We start from the raw sequence: 24,170 nt of genomic DNA, 5'->3' as shown, positions 1-24,170 counted from the left end.
AATTTGGTTTGGTGAAGATTTGCGATTGTGAGTCCAATCACAAAAGAACATTTCATTAATAAATAAAAATATAAAAAAAGGAATTCCATTCATAATAGAAGAGAGATTCCTCTTTTTGTTTTAACGGTGGTATTTTATCTCTTTTTTGATTTTAAATTTATACTATATATCGCTAGTGCGGTACGAACCGGAAAGAGTGATACGATTTCCTTAGAAGAGCTTAAGTCTATTGCAGATGTGATGGATGTTAAGTTTGACCAGACATTCATTCTGTCTGATGGTAAGGAAATTAAGACAGGAAGTGAGTAAAGGAGGCGGGCTAATATGATGATTAGTCCAGAAGGCTACTATGTAGCGTATCTCGAAGGGAAAACAAAAGAACAGATTATGAGTACTATTCCTAGAGGCGGTTGCGTGGTTAGAGTTAGTATAATTAATAAAGCAAATAAGCGGATGGTTTGGAAGTGCGATGATGCATTTCTAAACTGTCTGCTTTTAGATCTAGCCTAGTGTTAAATCGTGTAAGAATATTGGCAAGTAGGATTCTAATTGTTTTACTGGATAATTCTCCCTTCTGGTGTATATTTAGGATAATTAAAATAAATAATTACGCAGGTATGACTGGCTGCGTTAGTTGAAAGGAATTTACAATGAGAAGGATAATTTTATCGACAGAGAGTGGAGCAGATTTATCGAAAGAGCTGGTTGAAAAACATCAAATTCAAGTAGTACCGATGCACGTCATCATGGATGGAAAAGATTATTTAGATGGGGAGCTATCTGTAGAGGAAGTTTTTGATTTTTATAGTCGTACTAAAAAAATACCATCTACAACAGCGACGAATGTACATGAGTATCATGAGTTATTTACGAAAATTAGAGTGAATTTTCCTGATAGTATCATTATTCACATTGGATATACGTCAAAAGCATCTGCTTCCTTTCAAAGTGCGTTAATTGCAGCGGAAGATTTTGAAGATCTTTTCCTAATTGACACGCTAAATGTTACAGGTGGATTAGGTGCAGTTGTGATGTATGCGGCAACTCTGCTTGAGGATGAGCCTTCCATTAGCCATGTTCACTTAATAGAAAAAATAGAAGCTGTTGTTCCTAAAACAAAGTTGGCTTTCATTCCCGGTAGTTTAGACTTTCTAAGAGCAGGTGGACGGGTAAGTAACGTAGCTTATATTGGAGGGTCCTTGTTAAAAATAAAGCCCTGCATCGAACTAAAAGAAGGAAAGCTTGTTTCAACTAGAAAATATCGTGGGAATATGAGCATAGTTGCAGAAAAGCTTATGCGAGATTACTTAAACCAATATGATATTGATAGAAAACAGCTGTATTTGATCTACTCTATTGGACTTGGTGAAAGTATTAAGAGACGAATGGATGAAATTGCAAAGGAAACAGGTTTCGAAAATGTAACATGGATGCAAGCGGGAGCAATGATTTCTACCCATGCTGGACCTGGTGGTTTTGGCATTGCAGGACTAGAGTCTTAGAAATAGCTTCGAGATAAACATCTTTGACATATATAATGCTAGAAACATAAAGCAGAGGGTATAGCAGTGTGATAGTACACTTCTATACCGTCTGCTTTTACTACAATTTTATAAATAGTATAGAAAGAGGTATAAAATAATGACACTACAACAGTTAAAATATGTTATTGAGGTTGCGAGAAGTCGTTCTATTAGTAAAGCTGCACAAAACTTATTTATTAGTCAGCCAAGTCTTTCGAATGCACTAAAAGAGTTAGAAAATGAAATTGGAATTATGATTTTTTTGAGAACTAATAAAGGAATTATTTTGACATCCGAGGGGTCAGAGTTTTTAGGGTATGCAAGGCAGGTAGTTGAACAAGCTGCTCTTCTAGAAAACCGGTATTCCAATACTCCATCATTACAACAACACTTCTCTGTGTCAGCTCAGCATTATGCGTTTGCAGTAAGTGCATTTGTGCGCCTACTAAAAGAATACAATCGTGACGAGTACGAATTCACATTAAGAGAAACGAAGACTTATGAAATTATTGAAGATGTCAAAAATCTGCGTAGTGAAATTGGCATTTTATATGTAAATGACTTCAATAAAAAAGTGATTCATAAATTTCTTAGAGAGGGAAATCTCCTTTTTCAGGAGCTGTTTGAAGCAAACCCACATGTATTTATTAGCTCCCTAAATCCACTCGCAAAGCAGGATTTCGTGACATTATCAGATTTAATTCCCTATCCGTATCTTTCTTTTGAACAAGGGGACTATAATTCTTTTTACTTTTCTGAGGAAATTTTAAGTACCATTTCTAGACCTAAAAATATTACCGTTAGTGATCGGGCTACGCTCTTTAATTTATTAATTGGAGTAAATGGTTATACGATTTCGACGGGTGTGATAAGTCATGAACTAAATAGTAAAGATATCGTTTCGGTTCCCTTGCATGTAGAGGAACGAATTACCGTCGGTTATATTACACATAAAAATGTGAAAAATAGCCCTTTAGCGAATATTTATATTGAGTATTTAAAAGAAACAATTGCTGAGGAACAAATTCGCCTATAGTTTTAAGCTATAGCTAGTGATACATTTTATGTGTTATATACTTGCAGGTTCATCGTGCTACAATCTCCTTACATTGTAAATCAAATTTTATGACAACGGAGTGGTTATTATGAGCACAGTAAACCCAATTGAAATAGTTAATCAGAGTAAATTAAAAGGTTTTCATTACATTCTTATTCTTTGTTTATTTTTTATTATGATGTTCGATGGCTATGATGTTGTCATTTATGGTGCGACCATACCTTTGTTAAAAACAGACTGGGGAATCACGAATATAGTTGCGGGATCGATTAGTAGTTATACTACAATTGGTACGGCAATTGGTGCTGTGTTATTCGGCCTATATGCAGATCGTTTCGGAAAAAAACGCATTATTATTTTTACAACTTTCTTATTCAGTTTCTTTACATTATTATCTGGATTTGCACCGACACCTATATTCTTTATCATCTGTCGTATTATTGCAGGGTTAGGTTTTGGTGGTGTAATGCCAAATATCGCTGCTTTAATCTCAGAATACGCCCCGGCAAAACATCGTGCTGCCATTATTTCATTCATATTTTGTGGTTATTCCGTTGGTGCAATGTCTGCATCATTTAGTGGACAAGTATTACTCGAACAATTCGGTTGGCAACCAGTTTACTGGATTGGTGGATTACCACTACTTTTATTACCATTTGTCGCGAGAATTCTTCCTGAATCGATTAGTACTCTAATGAAGCAAAAGGATACCAAAAGTCTAATTACTGTCCTTCGGAAAATAGAGCCAATGCTTTCGAAAGATGTCCAAATTACATATGTCCAAGAGAAACAGTCACATAAATCATCGGTTCGTGATCTATTTAAAAACAAACTTGGTTTAAGTACGATGATGTTCTGGCTCTCTTGCTTCTGTACATTTATACTGATGTATTCTTTAAATACATGGCTTCCAACATTAATGATGAATGCAGGCTATGATTTAAAATCTAGTCTTACATTTATTGCAGTCTTACAATTAGGGGCCATTACTGGAACACTGATATTCGGTAACCTAATTCAATTACTTGGTTTCAAACGTGTTCTTATCCCACTATATCTAGTAGGGGCTGTATCATTAGTGCTTATTGGCTACTCGAAAAATATTTATATAGCTTATGGGCTAATTGCTCTAATTGGAGCCGCTTCAGTTGGTTTACAAAACATGTCTAATGCATATGTAGCCGAGTATTATTCAGTCAATGTTCGAGCAACGGCACTCGGTAGTACGATGGCATTTGGACGTCTTGGTTCCATTGTCGCTCCAACTTATATGGGAATTCTATTAACCTTTAATCTACAACCACAGTTTAACTTTTTTGCAATTGGAATTGCTGCAATTTTTGGGGCAATAGCTATGAGTTTTATTCGTGAAGACCGTGCAGACTACGTAATAGAGAAACAAGCAACATCTAAAAAAGTCACTATTTTAAAATCTTCTACGAATAAAATATAAAACTATGTTGAAGGTTTACAACAACTGAGCCGATTGGTATATTAAGTGTTAATATAGAAAAATATTAAATAAAGACTAGGGAAAAGGGGTTTGAAAATGGATGTAAAATACCCAATTGGAGAATTGCAAGTTCCTGAAAAAGTAACATTAGAAAATATTCAAGAGTGGTTAAAAGAAACCGAAACTTATACAATTCGACTAAGAGAAACTGTCGACACATTAAGTAATGAGGATTTAAACAAAACGTATCGTGAAGGTGCGTGGACAGTTCGTCAGCTTGTTCATCATATTGCAGATTCTCAGTTGAACATGTATCAGCGTTTAAAACTAGCTTTAACAGATGACAATCCAACAGTACCAGGATTTAATGAAGAAAAGTGGGCAATACAACCAGATACAATGCTTCCTGTAGAAAGTTCTATAAAAATGCTAGAAGGAATAAATGAGCGTATCGTTTCTCTAGGGCAAGATTTAACGGAAGAACAATTAAAACGAGTATTTACTCATCAAATAAACGGCGAAATAACAGTGGCAAAAAAAGTGGCAAAATTAGCTTGGCATGAAGAGCATCACTTAGCCCATATTAAAATCGCTTTATCAAAATAACATTTAGTTTAATATTCAATGAAACATAAAAAGCAGACGGTTTAGAAGTGTGATAATGCACCTCTAATGGACCGTCTGCTTTTATTTCTAAATTTTCGGTATAATTCAAGCTAATATTGTAGCGAGAAAATTTATTGAAAATATAAAATGAAATTTTGTTGGTCTCGAACCGTCTCCACGTTTCAAAACTATTACTTTATTATTTTTTTTTCTATAGAAGGCATTTTGATATATCCGATGTTGCCTGGGTTTTGAGAACCAACCATTAAGTAGGCATGTCCATTTAAATCATCAATGGCTTGAATACCGGTTACTTCACCGCCATCTGGAGCAGAAATAATTCGAGAAAGTTTTTTTGTATCAACGTTATAAGCCCAGCCAACATTATTTATATGATTGCCGGTGTCTTCAGCAATAAACAAAGTTCTCAGGTTTTCGGAGTAGACAATATTATCCGGATTTGCGATTTTATCAAGATGAGCTTTGTTACCTTCAGCGTCTTCTGGGATGTCTTGACCGACTAAAATGGCTGACATACTAGTAACCACATAATCACTATCAATTGTTCTGCCTTCACGGTCTGTTTGTCCTTTAGCTATATTCATTTCATAAATGCCACCAGCGTTAATTTTTGGTAGGCGAATATCGTCTACAGGATCATTTGGATTTTCCTCCATGGCTTTTGCAATCGTAGACATAGCCATGTAAATTTTGTTATCTGCTTTGTTGAATGTGAGTGTTTCCATCTTATTAAACTCAGAAGTTGCTCCAAGCATAGCACCATAACGGCGAGATTCAAGGAAAGCAGCTGCATTTTTCATACCTGGTTTAACTTTCAAATATTCTTCGCCAGTTGCAGTTTTAATATGGCTGAATCCATTGGCTTTTGCAAAAGTAGCATCATTAGTCGTTTCAAAAATATCACTAAAAGTAAGATTTTCAGCTAATTCTTTAATTTCTTCATCGGTTGCATGTCCCAATTCAATCCACTTCATATTACCAGCACCGCCGTTTTCAGCACTGGTTTGCTCAAATTTTGCCGCATATAACGTACCGGCTGATAAATCCTTAGCTTCGTCTGCAACATACATAAAGGACATCACATAGCCGCCATCATCTCCATAATAAACCGTGCGATTATCTGGAGCGACTGTTACATTTTCAAATGATAAGCGCCCCATACTGTGGTGTTTAACCGCTTCTGCTTTCCCATTTGGATGGACGGATACTTCTGTTGTGTAGCCGTAAAGATAAGGGTTTCCAATTGCATTTGAATTTTGATAATAGTTGCGGGCAAATTGTGTGACGCTGGACTTTTCTGGATTTGCTTCATGGGCACGAGCATTCGGTTCATATTCTTCACTGCCTAAATGAGTATTCCAAGGTGATAAAATTCCAGCGCAAGGTGTCCAAACTCCTCCGTAAGCTGAAAAATCAATTGGCTCGATATCGGTGATTTTCATCTCACCGGTTTTCTTATCCTGCTCTACTGTATTTACATATAACGCCCTTGGGACAGTTCCAATTTCATTATTTGGCATACTTTCAAAATGACTGATCATGTGTAATTTGCCGCTTTTTCCATTTACACTGAGAAGTGAGTTAGCGTCCGGTGAAGTGGAAACTATAGGCTCACCCTTTGCATTTGTAATGATATTGCCATTGACGTCGTGTGCAGCACCTAATATTTTGCCATTAATAACATCTCCAGGCTGTGCTAGCGGAGTGTAATCCAAATCTAAAGTTTTTTCAGTACCATCATTTAATGTAACCTTTACTTTCGCTTCACTGTACATCGTAGATTTTTCCTCAGCAGAAGCAGGTACTGGCATGCCTATAAACTCAACCGATCTTACAGTGTCTATTGGCTTATTTGGTTCGGCCAACACATTGGCAGCAGAAGGAAATAGAATTGCTGCACTTAATAGTGGAATGATGATTTTTTTCTTATTCATTAAATTCACCTCCAATAGGATTAATTAATTTGAATTCCACCTTTGATGTTAAATTTGTAATGTTAAGGAGATATTAAAATGATGTAAAGTTATTAGATTATAATAAAACAAAACTATATCCCTATGTTTTGTAAGGGAAAAAACACAATAATGTAGGTCCTTATGCATTTGCGGTATTTATGTTGAAGGTTTATTACAACGAAGCCGATTGAAAAAATAGGGAAAATAGCTTTGAAAATGGACGGAAAACACCCAATTGGAATTTAAAAGTTCCTGAAAAAGTATATTTGGAAATATTAAAATAACATCTAATTTAGTATTCAATGAAACATAAAAAGCAGACGGTTTAGAAGTGTGATAATGCACCTCTAATTGACCGTCTGCTTTTACTTCTAAATTTCTAGAAGATAAATTAAATAACCTAGGTTATACTATAATAATGACTTAATTACTAACCTATCTACATTTGTTGAGTTGCCACATAAGTAAGTGCATTTTTGCTTTATAAATTTGGGATGACCGTATGAGAGTGTATCCCGTAATGCATAGTGAGAGGATTTGAATATAAATATGAAAGAAAACTTTTGGCGTGATTTACCGCGACCATTTTTTGTACTTGCACCAATGGAAGATGTGACGGATGTTGTTTTTCGTCAGGTCGTAAGTAAAGCAGGTAAACCAGATGTATTTTTTACAGAGTTCACAAACACGGAGAGCTATTGTCATCCAGAGGGACAGAAAAGTGTACGTGGTCGTTTAATATTTACTGAAGACGAACAGCCAATGGTGGCACATATATGGGGAGATAAGCCGGAACATTTCCGTCAAATGAGTATTGGTATGGCAGAACTAGGCTTTAAAGGCATAGATATTAATATGGGCTGCCCTGTACCAAATGTGGCAACGAGAGGAAAAGGAAGCGGCCTTATCCTACGCCCAGATGTTTCTGCTGAGATTATTCAAGCAGCAAAAGCAGGAGGACTGCCTGTCAGTGTGAAGACAAGGCTTGGTTACACGAATTTAGATGAGTGGCAGGATTGGCTAACGCATATATTGAAGCAAGATATTGCTAACCTATCTATACATTTACGTACAAGAAAGGAAATGAGCCAAGCAGATGCGCATTGGGAGTTAATTCCGGAAATAAAAAAATTACGCGATTCTATAGCACCGAACACGCTATTAACTATTAACGGTGACATTCCTGATCGTGAAACTGGGCTTAAGCTCGCCCAACAATATGGGATAGATGGCATTATGATAGGCCGTGGCATTTTTAAAAATCCTTTTGCATTCGAAAAAGAGCAGAGAGAGCATAGCACTGCAGAATACCTTGAGCTTCTAAGATTGCAACTGGATCTTCAAGATCAATATTCAGCAGAATTGCCACGTTCTATCACAGCATTACATCGCTTTTTCAAAATATATGTGAAAGGATTCCCTGGAGCTGGTGAATTCAGAAATCAATTGATGAACACGAAGTCAACAGATGAAGTGCGCGCTTTGTTAGACAACTTTGGAGAAGAAAGTTGATGGGCGGGGTAAACAGTATCATTCCGATCGTCTATTTCCACTGCAAAACATCAAGGGAGATCTATTGTGAAATGCTACACTTAAACTGAAGCAGATCGATAACATATCATCAACTACATTTCTCAATATTGGGTATTTCAAAAAAACAGGGACAGGTTTCGCAGCTAACTAAGCTGAGAAATCTGTCCCCGTTTCTATTATCAAAATAATGACTAGCCTTTGGAGCTAAAATTCACTTTATTTAACAATGTTTTTCTTAATTATTAGGTAGTTCTTAATTTCGAAGTTTAAATAAAATAGATTTGCTCTAATTTCAAATTCTTCTCTTGTCTTCGGTAATTCTGTTTCACGTATGGACTCTTCATATTCCTCTAATTGTTTTAATGCAATGGTTGTATCTCCTGAATCAACGTGTTCACTAATATTGAGGAAAATATTAGCTAGCATTCCTTTTTGTTTGACATCTAACTTTGATGAAGAAACAATGCCTACGATTGCTGTCATTTGTTGTAAGATTTTTAATTGATCTTCTCGCATTTCGAGATAATAATAATCTTTATTTTCTTTTCTTAACAGATGATTTTCTACATCTTGGATAACAATGTTTTTAGCATTATTAAGGATAGTTTCGACTTCGATTAATTCTTTTCCGTCCCAGCTTCGCTCACTTTCCTTTAAAAATGCTGAGAATTCGTAGAGAATCACGCTAAATTTATGTTCAATATCTGTTTTATGTTTTATAATTTCATTCTTAAAGCTTGGCATAATACTGTTAACAAGTAAGGCGATTCCTGTACCGATCAAAATAATATACAGCTCATTCAATAAGTTTTCCAGGTTGGCTTCCTTTACTGTATAAATATGTAAAAGAATAACTATGCTTGTGATAAGCCCCTCTTGAATACGTCCTTTTATAAGAATTGGTACAAATAATAAGATAAATAGAGTTAAGACGATTGGATTATATCCAAATAGTTCAAAACAGATCGAACCAAGAATTATAGATAAAAGAGATGCAAAAAACTTTTTCTGAATAGAATATAGTGTCTTTTTCTTTGTCTTCTCAATACACATAATGACGATGATGGCTGCAAATGATCCGAATTCCAAGTCGAGTAAACTCGCAATCCAAATTGCTAAACCCGCCCCGATTGCAGTCTTAATTGTTCGATATCCCATAAATACCATCCTATTTTCTCTATATTTTCATTAAACCAGTAGATGTTAATTCTAACAGAAAAATCATGGGAATGCATTTAGACGTTTATCCCTTCATTCGGTTAAAAGTGTACCATTTTCAATCGGTGTATATGATCAAAAGTTAAGCGTGTTTTTCTCCATACAAGTAATTATTAAACAGACAGACTCTGAATCAAGAGATTTATGTAATCGTACCAGATAGCGAAGTAATTACTGATAAAAGACAAAAAAACAGAGCTTGGAAATGCTTCTCTAAGCTCTGTTTTCTATACAAAATAACCCATTAACATTAACAAAGCCTTTTTATCATTCAAAAATATAACTGATGGCATCCATCGCTTGATCGACAGTTTCTACGGTTACATTTGCCTTGTTTGAAAGCTCTTTTAGTGGGTGAATTAATGATTCAGGTCTAATAATAATCGTCGGCTTGTTCATGGCGATAGCTGTGCTTGCGTCCATTGCTGTATTCCATTGTTTATATTTTTCTCCGAATAAGGCTATGACGATATCGGCTTTTTGCAATAAGACTTGTGTTCTTAAATTATTAATATCTGACGCTGCATCATCTTTATAAAGTGCGGACGGCTGTTTACCTTGAATTTCTTCGCCGATATTGTCTGAACGATCATGGTTTGTTTGTGGGGCTACAAATACGAGAGGAAGATTTTTTGCCTTTGCTTTTTGTGCAACTTCTTCTCTCCAATCATCATGAATCTGACCTGCTAAATAAACAATAAGTTCCATTCTAATTCCTCCAATGTTATTTGACTCTAATTATATAGTATCTAATTTAATGAGGTTTTCAAAATGAGCACCAAAAAGGACATAACACATTAGCTATATAAAATGTGTTATGTCCTTAATTCGGTTACTTAAAAGAATAGTTTTTCTAATGCTAATGGTTCAATATATTCTCCGTCTTTATAAGCACGCATATTACCACCAGAAATTTCATCAATGAGAACAATTTGTTTATCTTTACCTGTCCGACCAAATTCAAATTTAATGTCATATAACTCAATGTCTTTTTTCGCAAGTTCTTCTTTCACGACGTTTCCGATTTGTTGTGTCAATTCTTTTAATACACTATATTCATCTTTAGATAAGACACCAAGCATATTTAAAGCATCTTCACTAATTGGTGGATCTTCACGGTCATCATCCTTGAGTGTTACTTCGACGAAAGCATCTAATGGTTGTCCTTCTTCAGCGTATAATCCGTATCTACGTAAAAAGCTTCCTACTGCACGATATCGGCAAATAACTTCAAGCCCTTTTCCAAAAACTTCAGCAGGTTTTACCGTCATTGTCGCCTTTTCGATATTAGCTTCAACATAATGAGTAGGGATTCCTTTTTCCTTTAAGACTTCAAAAAAGTACTTTGTAAGCTTTAACCCAGCACGTCCAGCACCTTCGATTTTCAAACCTACAGTATTGGCACCTGGATCAAATACACCGTCAACACCGGTAACATCATCTTTAAATTGTAGGAGATAGTTGCCATCCTCTAATTCGTATACATCTTTTGTCTTTCCTGTATAAACATGCTTCATGTCAGATCTCCTTTATGATTTTAGCCATTGTACTGAAATATCAAGCTTTATAGTTATAATAAATGAAAAAATATAGTTGTACAAGGATTCAATCGGTAAAGTATTACGAATCTCTATCACTTCCTTTTTGGAAATTTTTATCCAATATTGCGAATGCTCGATAGGTTATTGCTTTCTAAATTGTATTCTGTGAGAATAACAAGAACCTAGGTCCGGTTCTATTTACTTTAACGTTACTTTTCCTAAATCCATAAGGACTTTCCATAGAAGCAAGGGGCGTATTAGCAAGTACAATTTGGATTGCGATTTGGTGGATTACAGAAGACATTCCAATTCTAGCAACATCGCTACTACCACTTGTACTGTTTCCACTTACAAATAGTTTAGGTATTAAGTCAGCTGCCTCTTCAGATGGGGGTGAGACGATTTTCTTATTTATGGGTGCATTTGTTATTGCTCTTGCAATGGAAAAATGGAATTTATATTGGCGTATTGCAATTACAATCATAGCGGCAATCGGTACAAATATGGATCGAATTGTTCTTGGATTTATGGTTGCAACTGGATTTCTATCTATGTGGATTTCGAATACAGCAACGGCAATGATGATGATACCAATCGGACTTGCCATTATTAACCAAGTTGCAGATGCATTAAAAGATGACGCCTAGTATGCCCATATAGCTTGTCCTCCTGAATGTTTAGTGCCAATAATACTTATTAGTAGACAATAAGGTTTATTAAATTCACCTTTTTGAAAGCAACATAGCTTGATTATACTTATAGAATACACTAAAAAATGGCAATTAAATTGGGTTTTTTTTAGTTAATTGTCTTAACTGTGAACGAATAATTGAACAAAATAGTGGAGCCTTGAATTTAAAACTAAACTATGTGAAGATAAATAAAATAGGACTAGAGATACAATTAGGAGGAACTAATTTGACAGAGAAAAATACGCAGTTAACACTAGAACAACAGGAAGAATTACTTAGCGTACTGAAAACTCGTTTTGAAAAATATATGGACCGCCATAATGGGATGGAATGGGATAATGTTCAAGCGAAGCTAGAAGCGAATATGGAAAAACTTTGGTCGCTCCATGAAATGGAGAAAACCGAAGGAGAACCAGATGTTGTCGGTTATGATAAGGAAAAGGACGAATACATTTTCAACGACTGCTCAGCGGAAAGTCCGAAAGGCCGTAGAAGTGTTTGTTTCGACAGAGAAGCATTGGATTCCAGAAAAAAATTCAAACCCGAAAATAGCGCAATGGATATGGCAGCTGCCATGGGCATTGAATTATTAACTGAAGGACAATATCGAGAGTTGCAGAAACTTGGAAATTTTGATTTAAAAACGTCGAGCTGGGTGCAAACACCGGACGATATTAGAAAACTAGGCGGGGCCATCTTCTGTGATTGTCGCTACAATACTGTCTTCGTGTACCATAACGGAGCAGATTCCTATTATGCAGCAAGAGGTTTTCGTGGTTCGTTAAGAGTATAAATAAATCGAAATAAAAGAAATGATTTTATTTTGAAAAAGGTTGGAAATTATGAAAGTTAATATTGAAAATACACCGGTAGAATTTAATGTTCAGTATGGAAATGGGAAGAAGCTATCTATTCATATGGATTCGTCCGGTTTCATTACAGTTAAAGCTCCAAAAGACGCAACAAAAGAAATGATTATTAGTGCAATGGAAAGTAAAGGTAAATGGATACTAGAGAAAATTCAAGAAAATAAAAAAGCCCGAGAATTACCAAAATCAAAAGAGTATGATGCACAAGGCAAGTTTTTATACCTTGGAAATGAGCGACTTCTTCATGAGTTAATAGATTGTAGTGAATTAAATGAAGAGATACTTAAAAGAAATCTCAAGAAGTTTTATATGACTGAATGTAAGACTATTATAGAAAAACGTATAAAAATTTATCAAAAGCAACTTAAGGTAAAGCCTAAAGTGATTGAAATTGTAGAATCGAGAGTTAAGTGGGGAAGTTGTAGTTCGGATAGAAAGCTTACCTTTAATTATCGCCTTGCTATGGCCCCAATAGAAGTCATCGATTATGTAATCATTCATGAATTATGTCATATAACCCATATGAATCATGATCGATCGTTTTGGCGACGTGTTGGTAGTATTATGCCGGATTATAAAGAAAAAGAAGAGTATTTAGCAAAACACGGTTATTCGATGACCCTTTAAAAAACGATTATATTTCCAAATAATGCGGCTGTTTTTTTCTGACACAGTTACCAAAATTATTTTCACTGTGCTCTTATCCTCCGTGTTCCTCAGCTATATGCATATTTTATATAGAGGGGAAAGTTATATTTATTATCCTCTTTGATTAATTTATAGAGGGGAGGAATGGACATGCTGTTTTTTGGAAATGAAATACGGAAAGTAAGTAAAAAAATGGGACCGTCGGGATTTAGTACAATGCGTTTACAAGACCCACGCATAAATGGACAATTGCGGAAGGATCTAATAGCCCGGGAGACGGAAGCAAAGGAAACAGAGAATCGTAGAAATCGCTTATTGAACAGAGATCACTAAATTAGGATAAAAGACGTCGCTTCACCCAGAATGGTGTGGTTACGTCTTTTTATTTTATGAATTTGAATCTATAATATTTGTAGAGAAATCCGTACATTTAATATAAGAAATGCAGTATAGTATTACTTAGAATACCGGGAGGTCATATATTGTTACTTTACTTTTGATATGTATCATCTTTCTAATAAGTTAATAAAAATTAGGAGCTGATATATTATGATATACAAAAACTCAACGGGTGATATTTCTTCTGATATGTTAGAAGGCTTTTTTGTGGATTGGCCTAATCCACCAAGTCCTGAAACTCACTTAATCCTTTTAAATAAAAGTAGTAAAGTAATTACTGCGATTGATGACCATACTAATCAAGTAGTTGGATTTATCACAGCGATAAGTGATGGAGTTCTATCTGCCTATATTCCATTTCTTGAAGTTTTACCAGAATACAAAAATAAAGGTATAGGCAAGGAATTAGTAAATCGGATGCTAAAAGAACTTGCTGATATCTATATGATTGATTTATGTTGTGATGATGATCTAGTTTCTTATTATGATACGTTTGGAATGACGAAGACAAATGGTATGGTTTTAAGAAACTATAAAATGCAAGTTGGAAATATATAAGATTAATTTAAGGTTGTGTAGATATAGCGAATCTAAATAGACTTGATCAGAAAAGGAGCCGATAAAATGGACACGAATCATTCCGTAATAACAGTTGAAGCAATTGTACATGCACCAGTTGAGAAGGTGTGGGAGTATTGGACAATGCCAGAACATATAACGAAGTGGAATAATGCTTCTGATGATTGGCATACTCCGCACGCTGAAAATGATTTAAGAGCGGGTGGGAAATTTGTTTCTAGAATGGAAGCAAAAGATGGTAGCTTCGGCTTTGATTTAGGTGGCATTTATGATGAGGTGCGTGTTCATGAGTTTATTTCTTATGCATTAGAAGATGGAAGAAAAGTTGAAATCACTTTTATCCCTCAAGAAAACGGTACGAAAGTGGTAGAAGTTTTTGAGCCTGAAACGACTAATCCTGTTGAAATGCAGCAAGGAGGTTGGCAAGCGATTTTAAACAACTTCAAAAAGTATGCAGAGCAAAAGTAATTTTAAAAAGGTGTCTGGTTCTATTACATTTGAAATTGTGGTAGAACCAGGCACTTTCATTAGTTACAAATAGATTAGGGTTTGAATATTCAAGTGAAGAGGATGAGAGAGTAGAGTAACTGCTTACCTAGATCAAATAAACAGCTTATTTCCAAATACAAAAGAAATGTACTAATGAATTAAATAATTTTCAAACCTCGAAGATTCAACGCTGAATCTTCGAGGTTTTTCCTATTTCTGTATTAAATCGATTTTATTCATTAATACGTAGTAAATGTAAGTGCAATGTATTATATTTTCTGTTCAACTCATCCTATATTATCTTTCAACTCAAAATATTTTAACAATATTTAACGCTAAACATATTGTTTTTAATAAAATTTACAAAACCTTTACAAAGGAAGTATCTAAAATTTACATTTCCCCTTTATTCTACAATTAGACAAAATACGTCAAAAAAATACCCAACATATTTCTTGGAGGTAAGAGATGATTAGCTTGAAAAAAGTAAAAATGGGATTAATAATGTTGTCTATATTAACTGTATTAACAGCATGCACAAATAACAATAACAATAACAATGAAACACAAGATTCCAATGGTAGTAACGCAACAGTATCTATTTCAGGGTCTACATCTGTAGGACCGCTTGCTGAGAAATTAGCTGCAAAATATACAGAGAAAGACAATACGAAAATTGAGATAAATCAAATCGGTTCTTCTGCAGGAATTACCAACGCTATTAGTGGGGTTTCAGAGATAGGAATGTCATCGCGTGATCTAAAGGAAGAAGAAAGAGCGAATGGATTGAATGAAGTCGTAATAGCTTATGATGGAATTGTCGTAGTAACTCATCCAAGTAATAAAGTAAAAGATCTTACTATGGAGCAAATAAAACAGATTTTTACTGGTGAAGTGACCAACTGGAAAGAACTTGGTGGAGATGACTTAGAAATAGTAGTTGTTTCTCGTGAGGATGGATCAGGTTCACGAGATGCATTTCAAGAAATAGTAGATTATAGCTCTGGTGAGTTAATAAGAAATTCAATCATTGCAAGTGGTAATGGAAATATTAAAACAACCGTTGCGAATAATAAGCATGCAGTTGGCTTTATCTCTTTTGAGTATATCGATGAATCTATTTCAACAATCGATATTAATGGAGTAGAAGCAACTGCAGAAAATGTTCTACAAGAAAAATACAGCTTGTCTAGGCCGTTCTTATTTATATATAAAGAAGGACAATTAACAGATGCCGGACAACTATTTATAGATTTTATCCTAAGTGAAGAAGGACAACTAATTGCAGCCGAAGCAGGAGCCATTCCAGTAAAGTAAGTGGCGATTGATAAGGAATACAAGAACATTATTTTTGACTTAACTTTGGAGGTATATGGTGTCTATCCCAACAACAAACAAGCAGGCCGAAGAAATCGGTAAAGCAAATAAAAGGAAGTATATGTTAGAGAGGGCGTCACAAAGAGTATTCTTGCTTTGTGCACTTCTTTCCGTAATAACTTTATTGTTAATCATTGGATTTGTATTTTATAAAGGAGCTCATCCCTTTGTAGCAGAGGGCTATAGCTTTATAGATTTTATTTTTGGTAGTGATTGGGTCCCGAGTGAAGATAAGTTCGGTATATTCCCGATGATTGTTGCTTCCATTTATGCGACAATCGGAGCATTAATCATTGGAGTGCCTATTGGTTTATTTACAGCTATTTTCTTAGCAGAAATCGCCTCGGAAAGATTAGCAAAGATTATTTCACCAGCAGTACAATTGCTAGCAGGTATTCCATCTGTATTATATGGTGTATTTGGACTTGCTATCATTGTTCCGTTTTTACAAGATACTTTTGGTTTAGTGAAAGGACAAAGCTTGATAGCTGTTATTCTTGTTCTGGCAATTATGATGTTACCTACGATTGTAACTGTTGCTGAAACTGCAATTCGTGCCGTTCCACAAACGTATCGTGAAGGATCATTAGCCCTTGGTGTATCACAAATTGGGACAATTTTTAAAGTTATTGTGCCAGCAGCAAAATCAGGGATAATGACTGCAATTGTACTAGGATTAGGTCGTGCTATTGGGGAAACGATGGCAGTTATCTTAGTAGCTGGTAATAGTTTAATCGTGCCAACTAGCTTAACAGATAGTGTTCGTCCATTAACGACTAATATTGCATTAGAGATGGGTTATGCATTCGGTACACATCAAGAAATGTTATTTGCAACGGGAATTGTTTTATTCTCATTTATATTAATACTAAATTTTGTGTTAGCCAAAATAAGTGCAAAGGGAGGTAGCTAAGATGAGACAATTTAAAGATAACTTACTCCGCGTACTTATATGGTTATCAGCTTTCTTATCAGTTGCCGTCCTTGTCATGATTGTAGGATTTATCTTTTATAAAGGTATTGGTTTGATTAACTTCAATTTCATCTTTGGTGATTATTCTCCAGATGGAGGTGGCGGTATTTGGCCAATGATAGTAACAACTATATACACAGTCCTTATCTCTTTAGTGATCGCCACACCTATCGGAATATTGGCAGCTGTTTATCTGCAAGAATATGCTAAACAAGGACGATTAGTAAGACTAATACGCTTTGCCACAGAAAGTTTAACAGGAATTCCATCAATTATTTATGGTTTGTTTGGAGCGGTATTTTTTGTAACAACATTAAAATTAGGTATGTCGATTCTAGCAGCTTCACTAACCTTAACGATTATCGTGTTGCCTGTTATTATTCGAACAACGGAAGAAGCTTTAAAAACAGTGCCAAGATCGTATAGAGAAGGTTCGTTAGCACTTGGAACGACAAAATTACAAACTTTATATAAAGTTATTTTACCGAGTTCAATGCCTGGAATTTTGTCTGGTATTATCCTTTCAGTTGGACGAATTGTTGGGGAATCAGCAGCAATTTTCTTAACTGCTGGAACTGTAGCAGCTATGCCAGACGGTATTCTATCATCTGCTAGAACGTTGACTGTGCATGCTTATTTAGTTACACAAGAGTCTGGGGACATTGAACTTGCTGCAGCAGTAGGTATTGTCTTAATAGTACTTATTTTAGCAATCAATCTTTCCGCAACATATATATCTAAAAAGTTTAACAAAGCAACAAATAAGTAAGAGTATGTTAATGAGTCCATAGTTATAGAACATACTGAGCTAACGACCAAATAAATTAAGTAGGGAAGGTATTTAGCATATGGAGCAACGTAAAGAAGCATCTATAATTAATGTAAGAGATTTAAATTTATTTTATGGTGAGAAACAAGCATTATTTGGAGTCGATCTTGCTATTCAAGAAAAAGAGGTTACAGCTTTAATCGGCCCTTCCGGTTGTGGTAAATCAACTTTTTTGAGAACACTCAATCGTATGAATGATTTAATTGATGGTGTGAAAATTACAGGAGATGTTGTCATTGATCATGAAAACATTTATAGATCAAATGATGTAATTAAACTTCGAACAAAAGTTGGAATGGTATTTCAAAAACCAAATCTATTTCCGATGAGTATTTATGACAATGTTGCCTATGGACCTAGAATGCAAGGTATTAAAAATAAAAAAGAATTAAATATAATTGTGGAAGATAGTTTGCGCAGTGCGGCGATTTGGGATGAAGTAAAAGATCGTCTTAAAACATCAGCACTTGGTTTGTCAGGCGGTCAGCAACAACGCGTGTGTATTGCTCGTGCTATAGCAATGAAACCAGATATAATATTAATGGACGAGCCCACTTCCGCATTAGACCCAATTTCTACATTGAAAATAGAAGAGCTTATCACCAATATGAAAAAAGATTATACAATTGTCATTGTTACACATAATATGCAACAAGCTGCTCGAATCTCTGATAAAACAGCGTTTTTCTTAAATGGTGAAATAGTGGAATACGATGATACAGACAACATTTTCTCCACACCACAAGATCAAAGAACAGAAGACTATGTAACAGGTCGATTCGGTTAAAGTGAAACTTCAATCAATGGTGGTATTCTTCCCCCACTGATTCAAAGCGGAACTCAGGCAAATAACGCCGCATCGTGCGACATTGCCGGAGTGACCAACATCCTGTTGGCCCGAACCATTCGGGCATTTAGCGGCAGTTGATCTCCCACCTCCGCTTTTTGTGTTTTAGCAAATCCATGAAGTGGGAGTCTTACTGCGCGTTAATGCGGGATAAAAGGAGGCTACAAATGGGTATTCGTGCAAACTTCGAAAATAATTTACAGGAATTAAAGAGTAAAATTACTGAAATGGGTGAACTATCAGTTGTTGCTCTAGAAAGATCTTTTACGGCTTTAAAGGCACAAGACGTGGAGTTAGCTTTAAAAGTTATTGAGGGAGATACAGCGATTGATAATCTTGAAATAGAGATTAATCAGTTCTCCATATGGATTATGGCAAAAGAAGCACCTGTTTCCAGAGACTTACGTGAGATTATTGGTGTACTTAAAATTTCATCTGAAATTGAAAGGGTTGGAGATTTTGCTGTAAATATTGCAAAATCAACGATCAAAATCGGTAATACAATTTCTTTATTGGATATTACGGATCTTGAGAAGATGAAGAATATATCGATTGAAATGCTCCGAAAAGCAATACAATCTTTTTTAGAAGAAAATATTTTACTTGCTAAAGAAGTTGGAAATTTAGAGGACGATGTCGATCAATATAGTGCTGAAACGTACAAAAAACTTACTACTTATCTAAGTGAACATCCAGAAGAAACAAACCAGCTTGTACAGTTATTATTTGTTAATCGTTTTCTGGAGAGAACAGCAGACCATATAACGAATGTCGCTGAAAGTACAGCATTTTTGATAAAAGGCCAAATATATGATTTCAACTCATAAAACTGTTTAGGAAATGAAATCGAAAACTGGAGGAGAAAAGAGTGATTTTCTCTTCCAGTTTTTTTATGCTAGCTCATATTATAGCGGAAGTGCTATTCTAGTAATGATTAGTTATTAGTTTCCGCGTGTTGTCACTGACAGCTCGCAGAATGAAGATACGAACGACAGTAAGAACTGAATTCATTGTTCATAACAGGAGGTTTATAAATGGAAAATAATGATATATTAATCAGATTGAGATATGCCCTAGATATAAAAAACAAAGATGTGGTAGAGATTTTTAAACTTGGTGGCGTAGAAGTTACCAAAGAAGATGTGCTCAAAATTCTTACAAAATCAAAAGAAGATGTTGATGGAGAAGAAGTAGTAGATGATGAAAATCATATGAAGTGTAACAATAAAATGCTGGAATCATTTTTGAATGGCTTAATCACGCATAAAAGAGGCAAACAGGATCCGAAACCGGATCAATCTGCCAATTCGGAGCCTGTAGAACAGCAGAAGGATCATGTGAATAATATGCTCTTGAAGAAACTAAAAGTAGCACTACAACTAACAACAGAGGATATGCTAGATGTACTGCATGATGGCGGTATTGTTGTTTCTAAAGGTGAACTAGGCGCTATTTTGCGAAAGCCTGGACATCGTAATTATAAAGAATGCGGGGATAATTTTGCTCGCAAATTCTTAAAAGGCTTAGCGATAAAATATAGAGGTTAAAGTTAAAGGCTAGTTAAAGGTAATAGTTGATTGTGTATAAAAATGAGCTGGGAGAAGTAATTCCAAGCTCATTTTTTCCTGTGTTTTATATTAAAGTACATGAGAAGTTTAATAAAAAAGAACAATTAAGTATTCCTTTTGATACCCTTTATTATAATACTCCTTATACTCTTCAGATGTCATGGCATCTTCCTGTCCCGCTTTATAAGAAAATACCTCGTCAAGTGTACCATCCTTAAGGTATGGAAACACTGATTGCCAGTCGCCTTCCCAATCCAAAAGTGAACGATCACTCACTTGGCTGTCTTCAAAAAAACCGTGATAAATTTGTTTTGTTTTTTCATCTGTGCATGGCTATGTTCGGGATCCGTATTTCAACAAGCGACGAATTTAAAATCCGCTCTAGTAGTTCCCACAAAAATTGTATTGGGTATTCAAATGAAGTTTCAAATGGCAATGCTATTTGAAATAATGTAGTCGGAAATTGCTTCTTCCCCATAAACTTTCTCCAACTTTTGCCGTGATATATTTTGGAATGACTTAAAGTACTTTTTGGTGAGTAAAAAAATCCTTTGAAATTGTGTAAAAATAGATTTTTGATATCTTCACAGACACTAAAAAAATCCGATACATAAGTATAAGGAAATAGTCTGTCATTTTTTTATTACAAGAATGTGATGAAAATCCTATCTTTAGAAAGGAATTTATCAAAAAAAGAGAAAAAAGTAAAAAAGGTGGTCTATGAGATGAAGCTAAAAGGAAAGTTGATTAGTACATATTTGATAGTTACGGCATTCATTTTTGTAGTGGCGGGTGTATCTTTGTTGGCACTTGGCACTGTTAACCAAAATTCAAAGGAAATGTATCATAATCGTGTGATACCTTTAACGGTTGTCATAGAATTGGAAAGTTTAACGGAAAATACGAGGGGTCAAATTCTGTCTGCGGTATTAATCGAAAATCCAGAAAAGACCCAAACTGTCAAATCGAATATGGAAAAAGTGACAGTGCTCATCCAAAAATATAGGGAGCTAGTATTAGATGAGAATGAGGGAAAGGCGATTACAAAATTTGAAGCAGACTGGAATGCATTTAAATCAACAAATCAATCTATTATTGATTTGATTAATGTAGGTGACTACACTGGTGCACTTGCTGGCATAAGAGCAAGTGATGAAGTATTCGCAGATTCTCAGGAAAGTTTACTAGTATTGAAAGATGGAAATATATCCCGTGCAGAGGAACTGAATAATTCCAATAAGTTAGCCTTTGAAACGAATAGAATCATTGTCTTTTTTATTGCATTGTTTGCTTTGGTTGTAGCAGTTGTAATTGGCATTATCATGGGCAATAGTATCGGAAATCCAACACGAAATGTATCGGAACGTCTGGTTGTGATTGCATCTGGTGATTTAACCAAGTCTCCATTAATCACTAAGCGAAAAGATGAAATTGGAGTATTGGTCCATGCTACAAATGAGATGCAACGAGATTTGCAAAATGTTATTTCTGAAATACACCTGGCTTCCGATGCCTTGTCAAGTCAATCGGAAGAATTGTCTCAATCAGCGGAACAAGTTAAAGTCGGCAGTGAGCAAATAGCAATCACAATGCAGGAGCTTGCTAATGGCGCGGAAACTCAAGCAACAAGTGCAACGGATATTTCTGAAATGATGGGTGTTTTTGCACAGGCCATTCAAGATTCGGATGAATCGAGTAGAGGTATTGTTGATGATTCACATCAAGTGACGCTAGGTGCGGAGGAAGGACAGCAGTTAATGGAGCGATCCGTGAATAAAATGAAAGATATTGATGGAATTGTGAAAGACTCTGTAGAAAAAGTAAAGGGCTTAGATAACAAAACGAATGAAATCTCTACACTAGTGGAGGTTATTCAATCTATTGCAAATCAAACGAACTTATTGGCTTTAAATGCAGCCATTGAAGCAGCAAGAGCAGGAGAACAAGGAAAAGGGTTTGCCGTTGTAGCGGATGAGGTCAGAAAGCTTGCAGAGCAAGTATCGCATTCTGTTGGAGAAATTACCGATATTGTCGTTTCCATACAAGCTGAATCTCAATCTGTAGTCACTATTTTAGAAAACGGGTATAAAGAAGTAACAGAAGGAACAGGACAGATTCAACGAACTGGGGAAAAGTTTCAAGAAATTACAAATGGAATTCATGCAATGACCGAAAAAGTAGAGCAGATTTCTCAGAATCTAGTAAAAGTAAGCTTGAACAGCCAAAAGATCAATGCATCTGTGCAAGAAATTGCTTCCGTTTCTGAGGAATCAGCAGCAGGGGTGGAAGAAACTGCTGCTTCAGCTGAGGAATCTGTGGGTTCAATGGAGGAAGTCGTAGCTAGCTCTCAGTATTTAGCAACGATTGCAACCCAACTTGCTGAAACTGTAGCGAAGTTTAAAACAACTGGTTCCCATGAGTAGGTACCTTTAATGGGAAATTAATCACTTATTAGGGAAGCGATTTATCCACTAGGCAAGAAAAATTGAAAAGACATTTCTTGAAATTATTGATTTCAAGAAATGCCTTTTTGTGTATTGAAAAATAGAACAAAAAAAACCCGAAGCACAATGGTATAAAATTTGCTCTTTTTTAAGATGATACTGTCTCTAGCTGTGCAGATAATACTTCTTGTAAAGAACTTAGCTCTTCATTATTCAAAGGAATCATAGGTAATCGAACGCCTCCTACTGGAACTCCTTTTAAATTTAATGCTGTTTTTACAGGTGTTGGATTTGGTGCAGCAAATAATGCTTTCATGACAGGTAGTAGTCTGCGGTGATCTTGAGCAGCCTCTTTTACATTGCCACTGTTGAACTTATTAATCATTGCTTGCATTTCATTACCAATAATATGCGAAGCAACTGAAATAACACCTGTTCCACCAATGGATAATACTGGAATTGTTAAACCGTCATCGCCACTATACAGTGAAAAGTCTTCAGGTGTATTGCTAATAATTTCAGACATTGTATCCAAATTGCCGCCAGCTTCTTTAATAGCTACGATATTCGGTATTTTCGATAGTCGAATAACTGTCTCTACTGACATGTTGACGACACTACGACCAGGAATATTGTAAAGGATAATTGGTAAAGAAGTAACTGCCGCGATTGTTTGAAAATGTTGATACATTCCTTCTTGTGATGGTTTATTATAATAAGGGACAACTAGCATAATACCATCCACACCCGCATCAGCTGCACGCTTTGTTAATTCGATGGACGCTTTTGTGTTATAGGAGCCAGTGCCAGCAATTACTGGAACTCTGCCATTTACAACTTCCACAGTGAATTTAAATAACTGAACTTTTTCTTCTTCTGTTAACGTTGGAGACTCTCCGGTTGTACCAGATACAACTAAGCCCTCTGTTCCATTGGCAATTAAGAAATTTATTAAGTTTCGTGTAGCTGGAAAATCTATCTCCTCATTATGATCAAAAGGAGTCACCATAGCAGTTAATATTTGTCCGAAATTCATACCTCTCCACATCCTATAGTTTTATTTTTAAAAATTCAGGGAGAAGGGCAATTATCAATTTAGCCTTGGCGTAATTGCGTCCAGATTTTAAATTGCGCTTAGGCCTGCGTGATGCAGGTCAGGTAGCCTTTGTCGCATGGATGCGACGTACTTAGGCTATCATCCATAGATTAACTCCCTTCAAAACCTGTGACATCCGCCGGAGGCTTAACTTGAATAAATTTAGTCAAGTTGTAGACGCAAAAAAGCAACAACGAGGGCTCGTTGCTGCAGTAGAAATAACGTAATATTTCTGTGCGTAAGATAGCCCTCCATATAGTCTCCTATATGACAATCCAGTTTTTATTCAACAACTGAACCAGCTTCAAGAAAAATGAGATTCTTTCGACTTCGGCAAATTCCCCTTTCCACAAACGTCCTAGGATCTCATTATCCTCCGAATGTGTACTGATGGTTTTCGCGCCTCTATCCCTACTTCAAATGTATTTGAAATAAGAGAATATTTAATTACCA

The 24,170-nt window shown here is 35.5% G+C and carries 22 protein-coding genes, 2 pseudogenes and 1 riboswitch; of the genes and pseudogenes, 18 read left to right on the top strand and 6 right to left on the bottom strand.

Annotated features, from left to right (window positions below; all coding sequences use genetic code 11):
• Positions 1-650: 650 nt before the first annotated feature.
• The 4 genes from LDK52_RS12685 (at position 651) to LDK52_RS12670 (ending at position 4,639) form a co-directional block, all read left to right on the top strand.
• A complete protein-coding gene (locus tag LDK52_RS12685) occupies positions 651-1,502 on the top strand; it encodes a DegV family protein (RefSeq protein WP_277586319.1) in 852 nt (283 codons plus the stop codon).
• A gap of 139 nt (positions 1,503-1,641) precedes the next feature.
• Positions 1,642-2,559, top strand: coding sequence for a LysR family transcriptional regulator (locus LDK52_RS12680; protein ID WP_277586318.1), 918 nt, complete (start codon positions 1,642-1,644; stop codon positions 2,557-2,559).
• A 109-nt stretch (positions 2,560-2,668) separates the two neighbouring features.
• Positions 2,669-4,033, top strand: coding sequence for an MFS transporter (locus LDK52_RS12675; RefSeq protein WP_277586317.1), 1,365 nt, complete (start codon positions 2,669-2,671; stop codon positions 4,031-4,033).
• A gap of 96 nt (positions 4,034-4,129) precedes the next feature.
• Complete coding sequence (locus tag LDK52_RS12670; protein WP_277586316.1) at positions 4,130-4,639, top strand: YfiT family bacillithiol transferase; 510 nt, start codon at positions 4,130-4,132, stop codon at positions 4,637-4,639.
• Positions 4,640-4,830: 191 nt separating this feature from the next.
• Here LDK52_RS12670 and LDK52_RS12665 read toward each other — a convergent pair whose 3' ends face one another.
• Positions 4,831-6,594 carry a PhoX family protein gene (locus tag LDK52_RS12665; RefSeq protein WP_277586315.1) on the bottom strand — a complete coding sequence of 588 codons (1,764 nt, stop codon included), beginning with the start codon at positions 6,592-6,594 and terminating at the stop codon, positions 4,831-4,833.
• Positions 6,595-7,164: 570 nt separating this feature from the next.
• Between LDK52_RS12665 and LDK52_RS12660 the strand changes: the two genes are divergently transcribed.
• Positions 7,165-8,127: a tRNA dihydrouridine synthase gene (locus LDK52_RS12660; RefSeq protein WP_277586314.1), complete on the top strand. Its 963-nt coding sequence runs from the start codon at positions 7,165-7,167 to the stop codon at positions 8,125-8,127.
• A gap of 237 nt (positions 8,128-8,364) precedes the next feature.
• On the opposite strand, the gene LDK52_RS12655 is transcribed toward LDK52_RS12660, so the two are convergent.
• The 3 genes from LDK52_RS12655 to LDK52_RS12645 form a co-directional block, all read right to left on the bottom strand.
• Positions 8,365-9,306 (bottom strand): aromatic acid exporter family protein, encoded by a 942-nt coding sequence (locus tag LDK52_RS12655; RefSeq protein WP_277586313.1) that lies wholly within the window; start codon positions 9,304-9,306, stop codon positions 8,365-8,367.
• Between the two features lie 327 nt (positions 9,307-9,633).
• The gene (locus LDK52_RS12650; protein ID WP_277586312.1) at positions 9,634-10,074 is read right to left on the bottom strand and encodes a YtoQ family protein; all 441 of its coding nucleotides are present in this window, start codon (positions 10,072-10,074) and stop codon (positions 9,634-9,636) included.
• 128 nt (positions 10,075-10,202) lie between these two features.
• Positions 10,203-10,883, bottom strand: a complete 681-nt coding sequence (locus LDK52_RS12645; protein WP_277586311.1) for a phosphoribosylaminoimidazolesuccinocarboxamide synthase — start codon at positions 10,881-10,883, stop codon at positions 10,203-10,205.
• A 206-nt stretch (positions 10,884-11,089) separates the two neighbouring features.
• On the opposite strand from LDK52_RS12645, the pseudogene LDK52_RS12640 reads away from it, so the two are divergent.
• The 12 genes and pseudogenes from LDK52_RS12640 to LDK52_RS12585 all read left to right on the top strand — a co-directional run.
• Positions 11,090-11,548: pseudogene (locus LDK52_RS12640) on the top strand (SLC13 family permease); the annotation flags it as partial.
• Positions 11,549-11,825: 277 nt separating this feature from the next.
• Positions 11,826-12,392, top strand: coding sequence for a DUF4256 domain-containing protein (locus LDK52_RS12635; RefSeq protein ID WP_277586310.1), 567 nt, complete (start codon positions 11,826-11,828; stop codon positions 12,390-12,392).
• Positions 12,393-12,441: 49 nt separating this feature from the next.
• The gene (locus LDK52_RS12630) at positions 12,442-13,095 is read left to right on the top strand and encodes a M48 family metallopeptidase (protein ID WP_277586309.1); all 654 of its coding nucleotides are present in this window, start codon (positions 12,442-12,444) and stop codon (positions 13,093-13,095) included.
• Between the two features lie 171 nt (positions 13,096-13,266).
• Positions 13,267-13,449, top strand: a complete 183-nt coding sequence (locus LDK52_RS12625; RefSeq protein WP_277586308.1) for a hypothetical protein — start codon at positions 13,267-13,269, stop codon at positions 13,447-13,449.
• A 216-nt stretch (positions 13,450-13,665) separates the two neighbouring features.
• Positions 13,666-14,073 carry a GNAT family N-acetyltransferase gene (locus tag LDK52_RS12620; RefSeq protein ID WP_277586307.1) on the top strand — a complete coding sequence of 136 codons (408 nt, stop codon included), beginning with the start codon at positions 13,666-13,668 and terminating at the stop codon, positions 14,071-14,073.
• Positions 14,074-14,139: 66 nt separating this feature from the next.
• Positions 14,140-14,562 carry an SRPBCC family protein gene (locus LDK52_RS12615; protein ID WP_277586306.1) on the top strand — a complete coding sequence of 141 codons (423 nt, stop codon included), beginning with the start codon at positions 14,140-14,142 and terminating at the stop codon, positions 14,560-14,562.
• A gap of 489 nt (positions 14,563-15,051) precedes the next feature.
• Positions 15,052-15,900 (top strand): phosphate ABC transporter substrate-binding protein, encoded by an 849-nt coding sequence (locus LDK52_RS12610; RefSeq protein WP_277586305.1) that lies wholly within the window; start codon positions 15,052-15,054, stop codon positions 15,898-15,900.
• Positions 15,901-15,958: 58 nt separating this feature from the next.
• Positions 15,959-16,873, top strand: a complete 915-nt coding sequence (gene pstC, locus LDK52_RS12605; protein ID WP_277586304.1) for a phosphate ABC transporter permease subunit PstC — start codon at positions 15,959-15,961, stop codon at positions 16,871-16,873.
• A 1-nt stretch (position 16,874) separates the two neighbouring features.
• Positions 16,875-17,702, top strand: coding sequence for a phosphate ABC transporter permease PstA (gene pstA / locus LDK52_RS12600; protein WP_277586303.1), 828 nt, complete (start codon positions 16,875-16,877; stop codon positions 17,700-17,702).
• 79 nt (positions 17,703-17,781) lie between these two features.
• Positions 17,782-18,549 carry a phosphate ABC transporter ATP-binding protein PstB gene (gene pstB / locus LDK52_RS12595; RefSeq protein WP_277586302.1) on the top strand — a complete coding sequence of 256 codons (768 nt, stop codon included), beginning with the start codon at positions 17,782-17,784 and terminating at the stop codon, positions 18,547-18,549.
• A 227-nt stretch (positions 18,550-18,776) separates the two neighbouring features.
• Entirely contained in the window at positions 18,777-19,436 is a 660-nt protein-coding gene (gene phoU / locus LDK52_RS12590) for a phosphate signaling complex protein PhoU (protein ID WP_277586301.1), read from the top strand.
• Between the two features lie 207 nt (positions 19,437-19,643).
• On the top strand, positions 19,644-20,156 hold the full coding sequence (locus LDK52_RS12585) for a YehS family protein (protein WP_277586300.1): 513 nt from the start codon (positions 19,644-19,646) through the stop codon (positions 20,154-20,156).
• Between the two features lie 132 nt (positions 20,157-20,288).
• On the opposite strand, the pseudogene LDK52_RS12580 reads toward LDK52_RS12585, so the two are convergent.
• Positions 20,289-20,518 (bottom strand): annotated as a pseudogene (locus LDK52_RS12580) (ZinT/AdcA family metal-binding protein); the annotation flags it as partial.
• Positions 20,519-20,902: 384 nt separating this feature from the next.
• On the opposite strand from LDK52_RS12580, the gene LDK52_RS12575 reads away from it, so the two are divergent.
• Positions 20,903-22,600, top strand: a complete 1,698-nt coding sequence (locus LDK52_RS12575) for a methyl-accepting chemotaxis protein (protein WP_277586299.1) — start codon at positions 20,903-20,905, stop codon at positions 22,598-22,600.
• Between the two features lie 169 nt (positions 22,601-22,769).
• Here the strand turns inward: LDK52_RS12575 and dapA are convergent, their stop codons facing one another.
• Complete coding sequence (gene dapA, locus LDK52_RS12570; RefSeq protein ID WP_277586298.1) at positions 22,770-23,657, bottom strand: 4-hydroxy-tetrahydrodipicolinate synthase; 888 nt, start codon at positions 23,655-23,657, stop codon at positions 22,770-22,772.
• 296 nt (positions 23,658-23,953) lie between these two features.
• Positions 23,954-24,133, bottom strand: a riboswitch (Lysine riboswitch).
• Positions 24,134-24,170 lie beyond the last annotated feature (37 nt).

Source organism: Psychrobacillus antarcticus (genome assembly GCF_029533155.1).
Classification (GTDB): domain Bacteria; phylum Bacillota; class Bacilli; order Bacillales_A; family Planococcaceae; genus Psychrobacillus; species Psychrobacillus antarcticus.
The sequence above is the reverse complement of the archived record's forward strand: the minus strand, read 5'-3'. Positions and strand labels throughout refer to the sequence as shown.

Coding starts and splice junctions, on each gene's coding strand:
- LDK52_RS12665 (WP_277586315.1), bottom strand. CDS start 6,594: ATGAATAAGAAAAAAATCATCATTCCACTATTAAGTGCAGCAATTCTA.
- LDK52_RS12660 (WP_277586314.1), top strand. CDS start 7,165: ATGAAAGAAAACTTTTGGCGTGATTTACCGCGACCATTTTTTGTACTT.
- LDK52_RS12585 (WP_277586300.1), top strand. CDS start 19,644: ATGGAAAATAATGATATATTAATCAGATTGAGATATGCCCTAGATATA.
- LDK52_RS12610 (WP_277586305.1), top strand. CDS start 15,052: ATGATTAGCTTGAAAAAAGTAAAAATGGGATTAATAATGTTGTCTATA.
- phoU (WP_277586301.1), top strand. CDS start 18,777: ATGGGTATTCGTGCAAACTTCGAAAATAATTTACAGGAATTAAAGAGT.
- LDK52_RS12645 (WP_277586311.1), bottom strand. CDS start 10,883: ATGAAGCATGTTTATACAGGAAAGACAAAAGATGTATACGAATTAGAG.
- pstB (WP_277586302.1), top strand. CDS start 17,782: ATGGAGCAACGTAAAGAAGCATCTATAATTAATGTAAGAGATTTAAAT.
- LDK52_RS12680 (WP_277586318.1), top strand. CDS start 1,642: ATGACACTACAACAGTTAAAATATGTTATTGAGGTTGCGAGAAGTCGT.
- LDK52_RS12630 (WP_277586309.1), top strand. CDS start 12,442: ATGAAAGTTAATATTGAAAATACACCGGTAGAATTTAATGTTCAGTAT.
- LDK52_RS12670 (WP_277586316.1), top strand. CDS start 4,130: ATGGATGTAAAATACCCAATTGGAGAATTGCAAGTTCCTGAAAAAGTA.
- LDK52_RS12650 (WP_277586312.1), bottom strand. CDS start 10,074: ATGGAACTTATTGTTTATTTAGCAGGTCAGATTCATGATGATTGGAGA.
- dapA (WP_277586298.1), bottom strand. CDS start 23,657: ATGAATTTCGGACAAATATTAACTGCTATGGTGACTCCTTTTGATCAT.
- LDK52_RS12620 (WP_277586307.1), top strand. CDS start 13,666: ATGATATACAAAAACTCAACGGGTGATATTTCTTCTGATATGTTAGAA.
- LDK52_RS12655 (WP_277586313.1), bottom strand. CDS start 9,306: ATGGGATATCGAACAATTAAGACTGCAATCGGGGCGGGTTTAGCAATT.
- LDK52_RS12685 (WP_277586319.1), top strand. CDS start 651: ATGAGAAGGATAATTTTATCGACAGAGAGTGGAGCAGATTTATCGAAA.
- LDK52_RS12625 (WP_277586308.1), top strand. CDS start 13,267: ATGCTGTTTTTTGGAAATGAAATACGGAAAGTAAGTAAAAAAATGGGA.
- LDK52_RS12675 (WP_277586317.1), top strand. CDS start 2,669: ATGAGCACAGTAAACCCAATTGAAATAGTTAATCAGAGTAAATTAAAA.
- pstA (WP_277586303.1), top strand. CDS start 16,875: ATGAGACAATTTAAAGATAACTTACTCCGCGTACTTATATGGTTATCA.
- LDK52_RS12615 (WP_277586306.1), top strand. CDS start 14,140: ATGGACACGAATCATTCCGTAATAACAGTTGAAGCAATTGTACATGCA.
- LDK52_RS12575 (WP_277586299.1), top strand. CDS start 20,903: ATGAAGCTAAAAGGAAAGTTGATTAGTACATATTTGATAGTTACGGCA.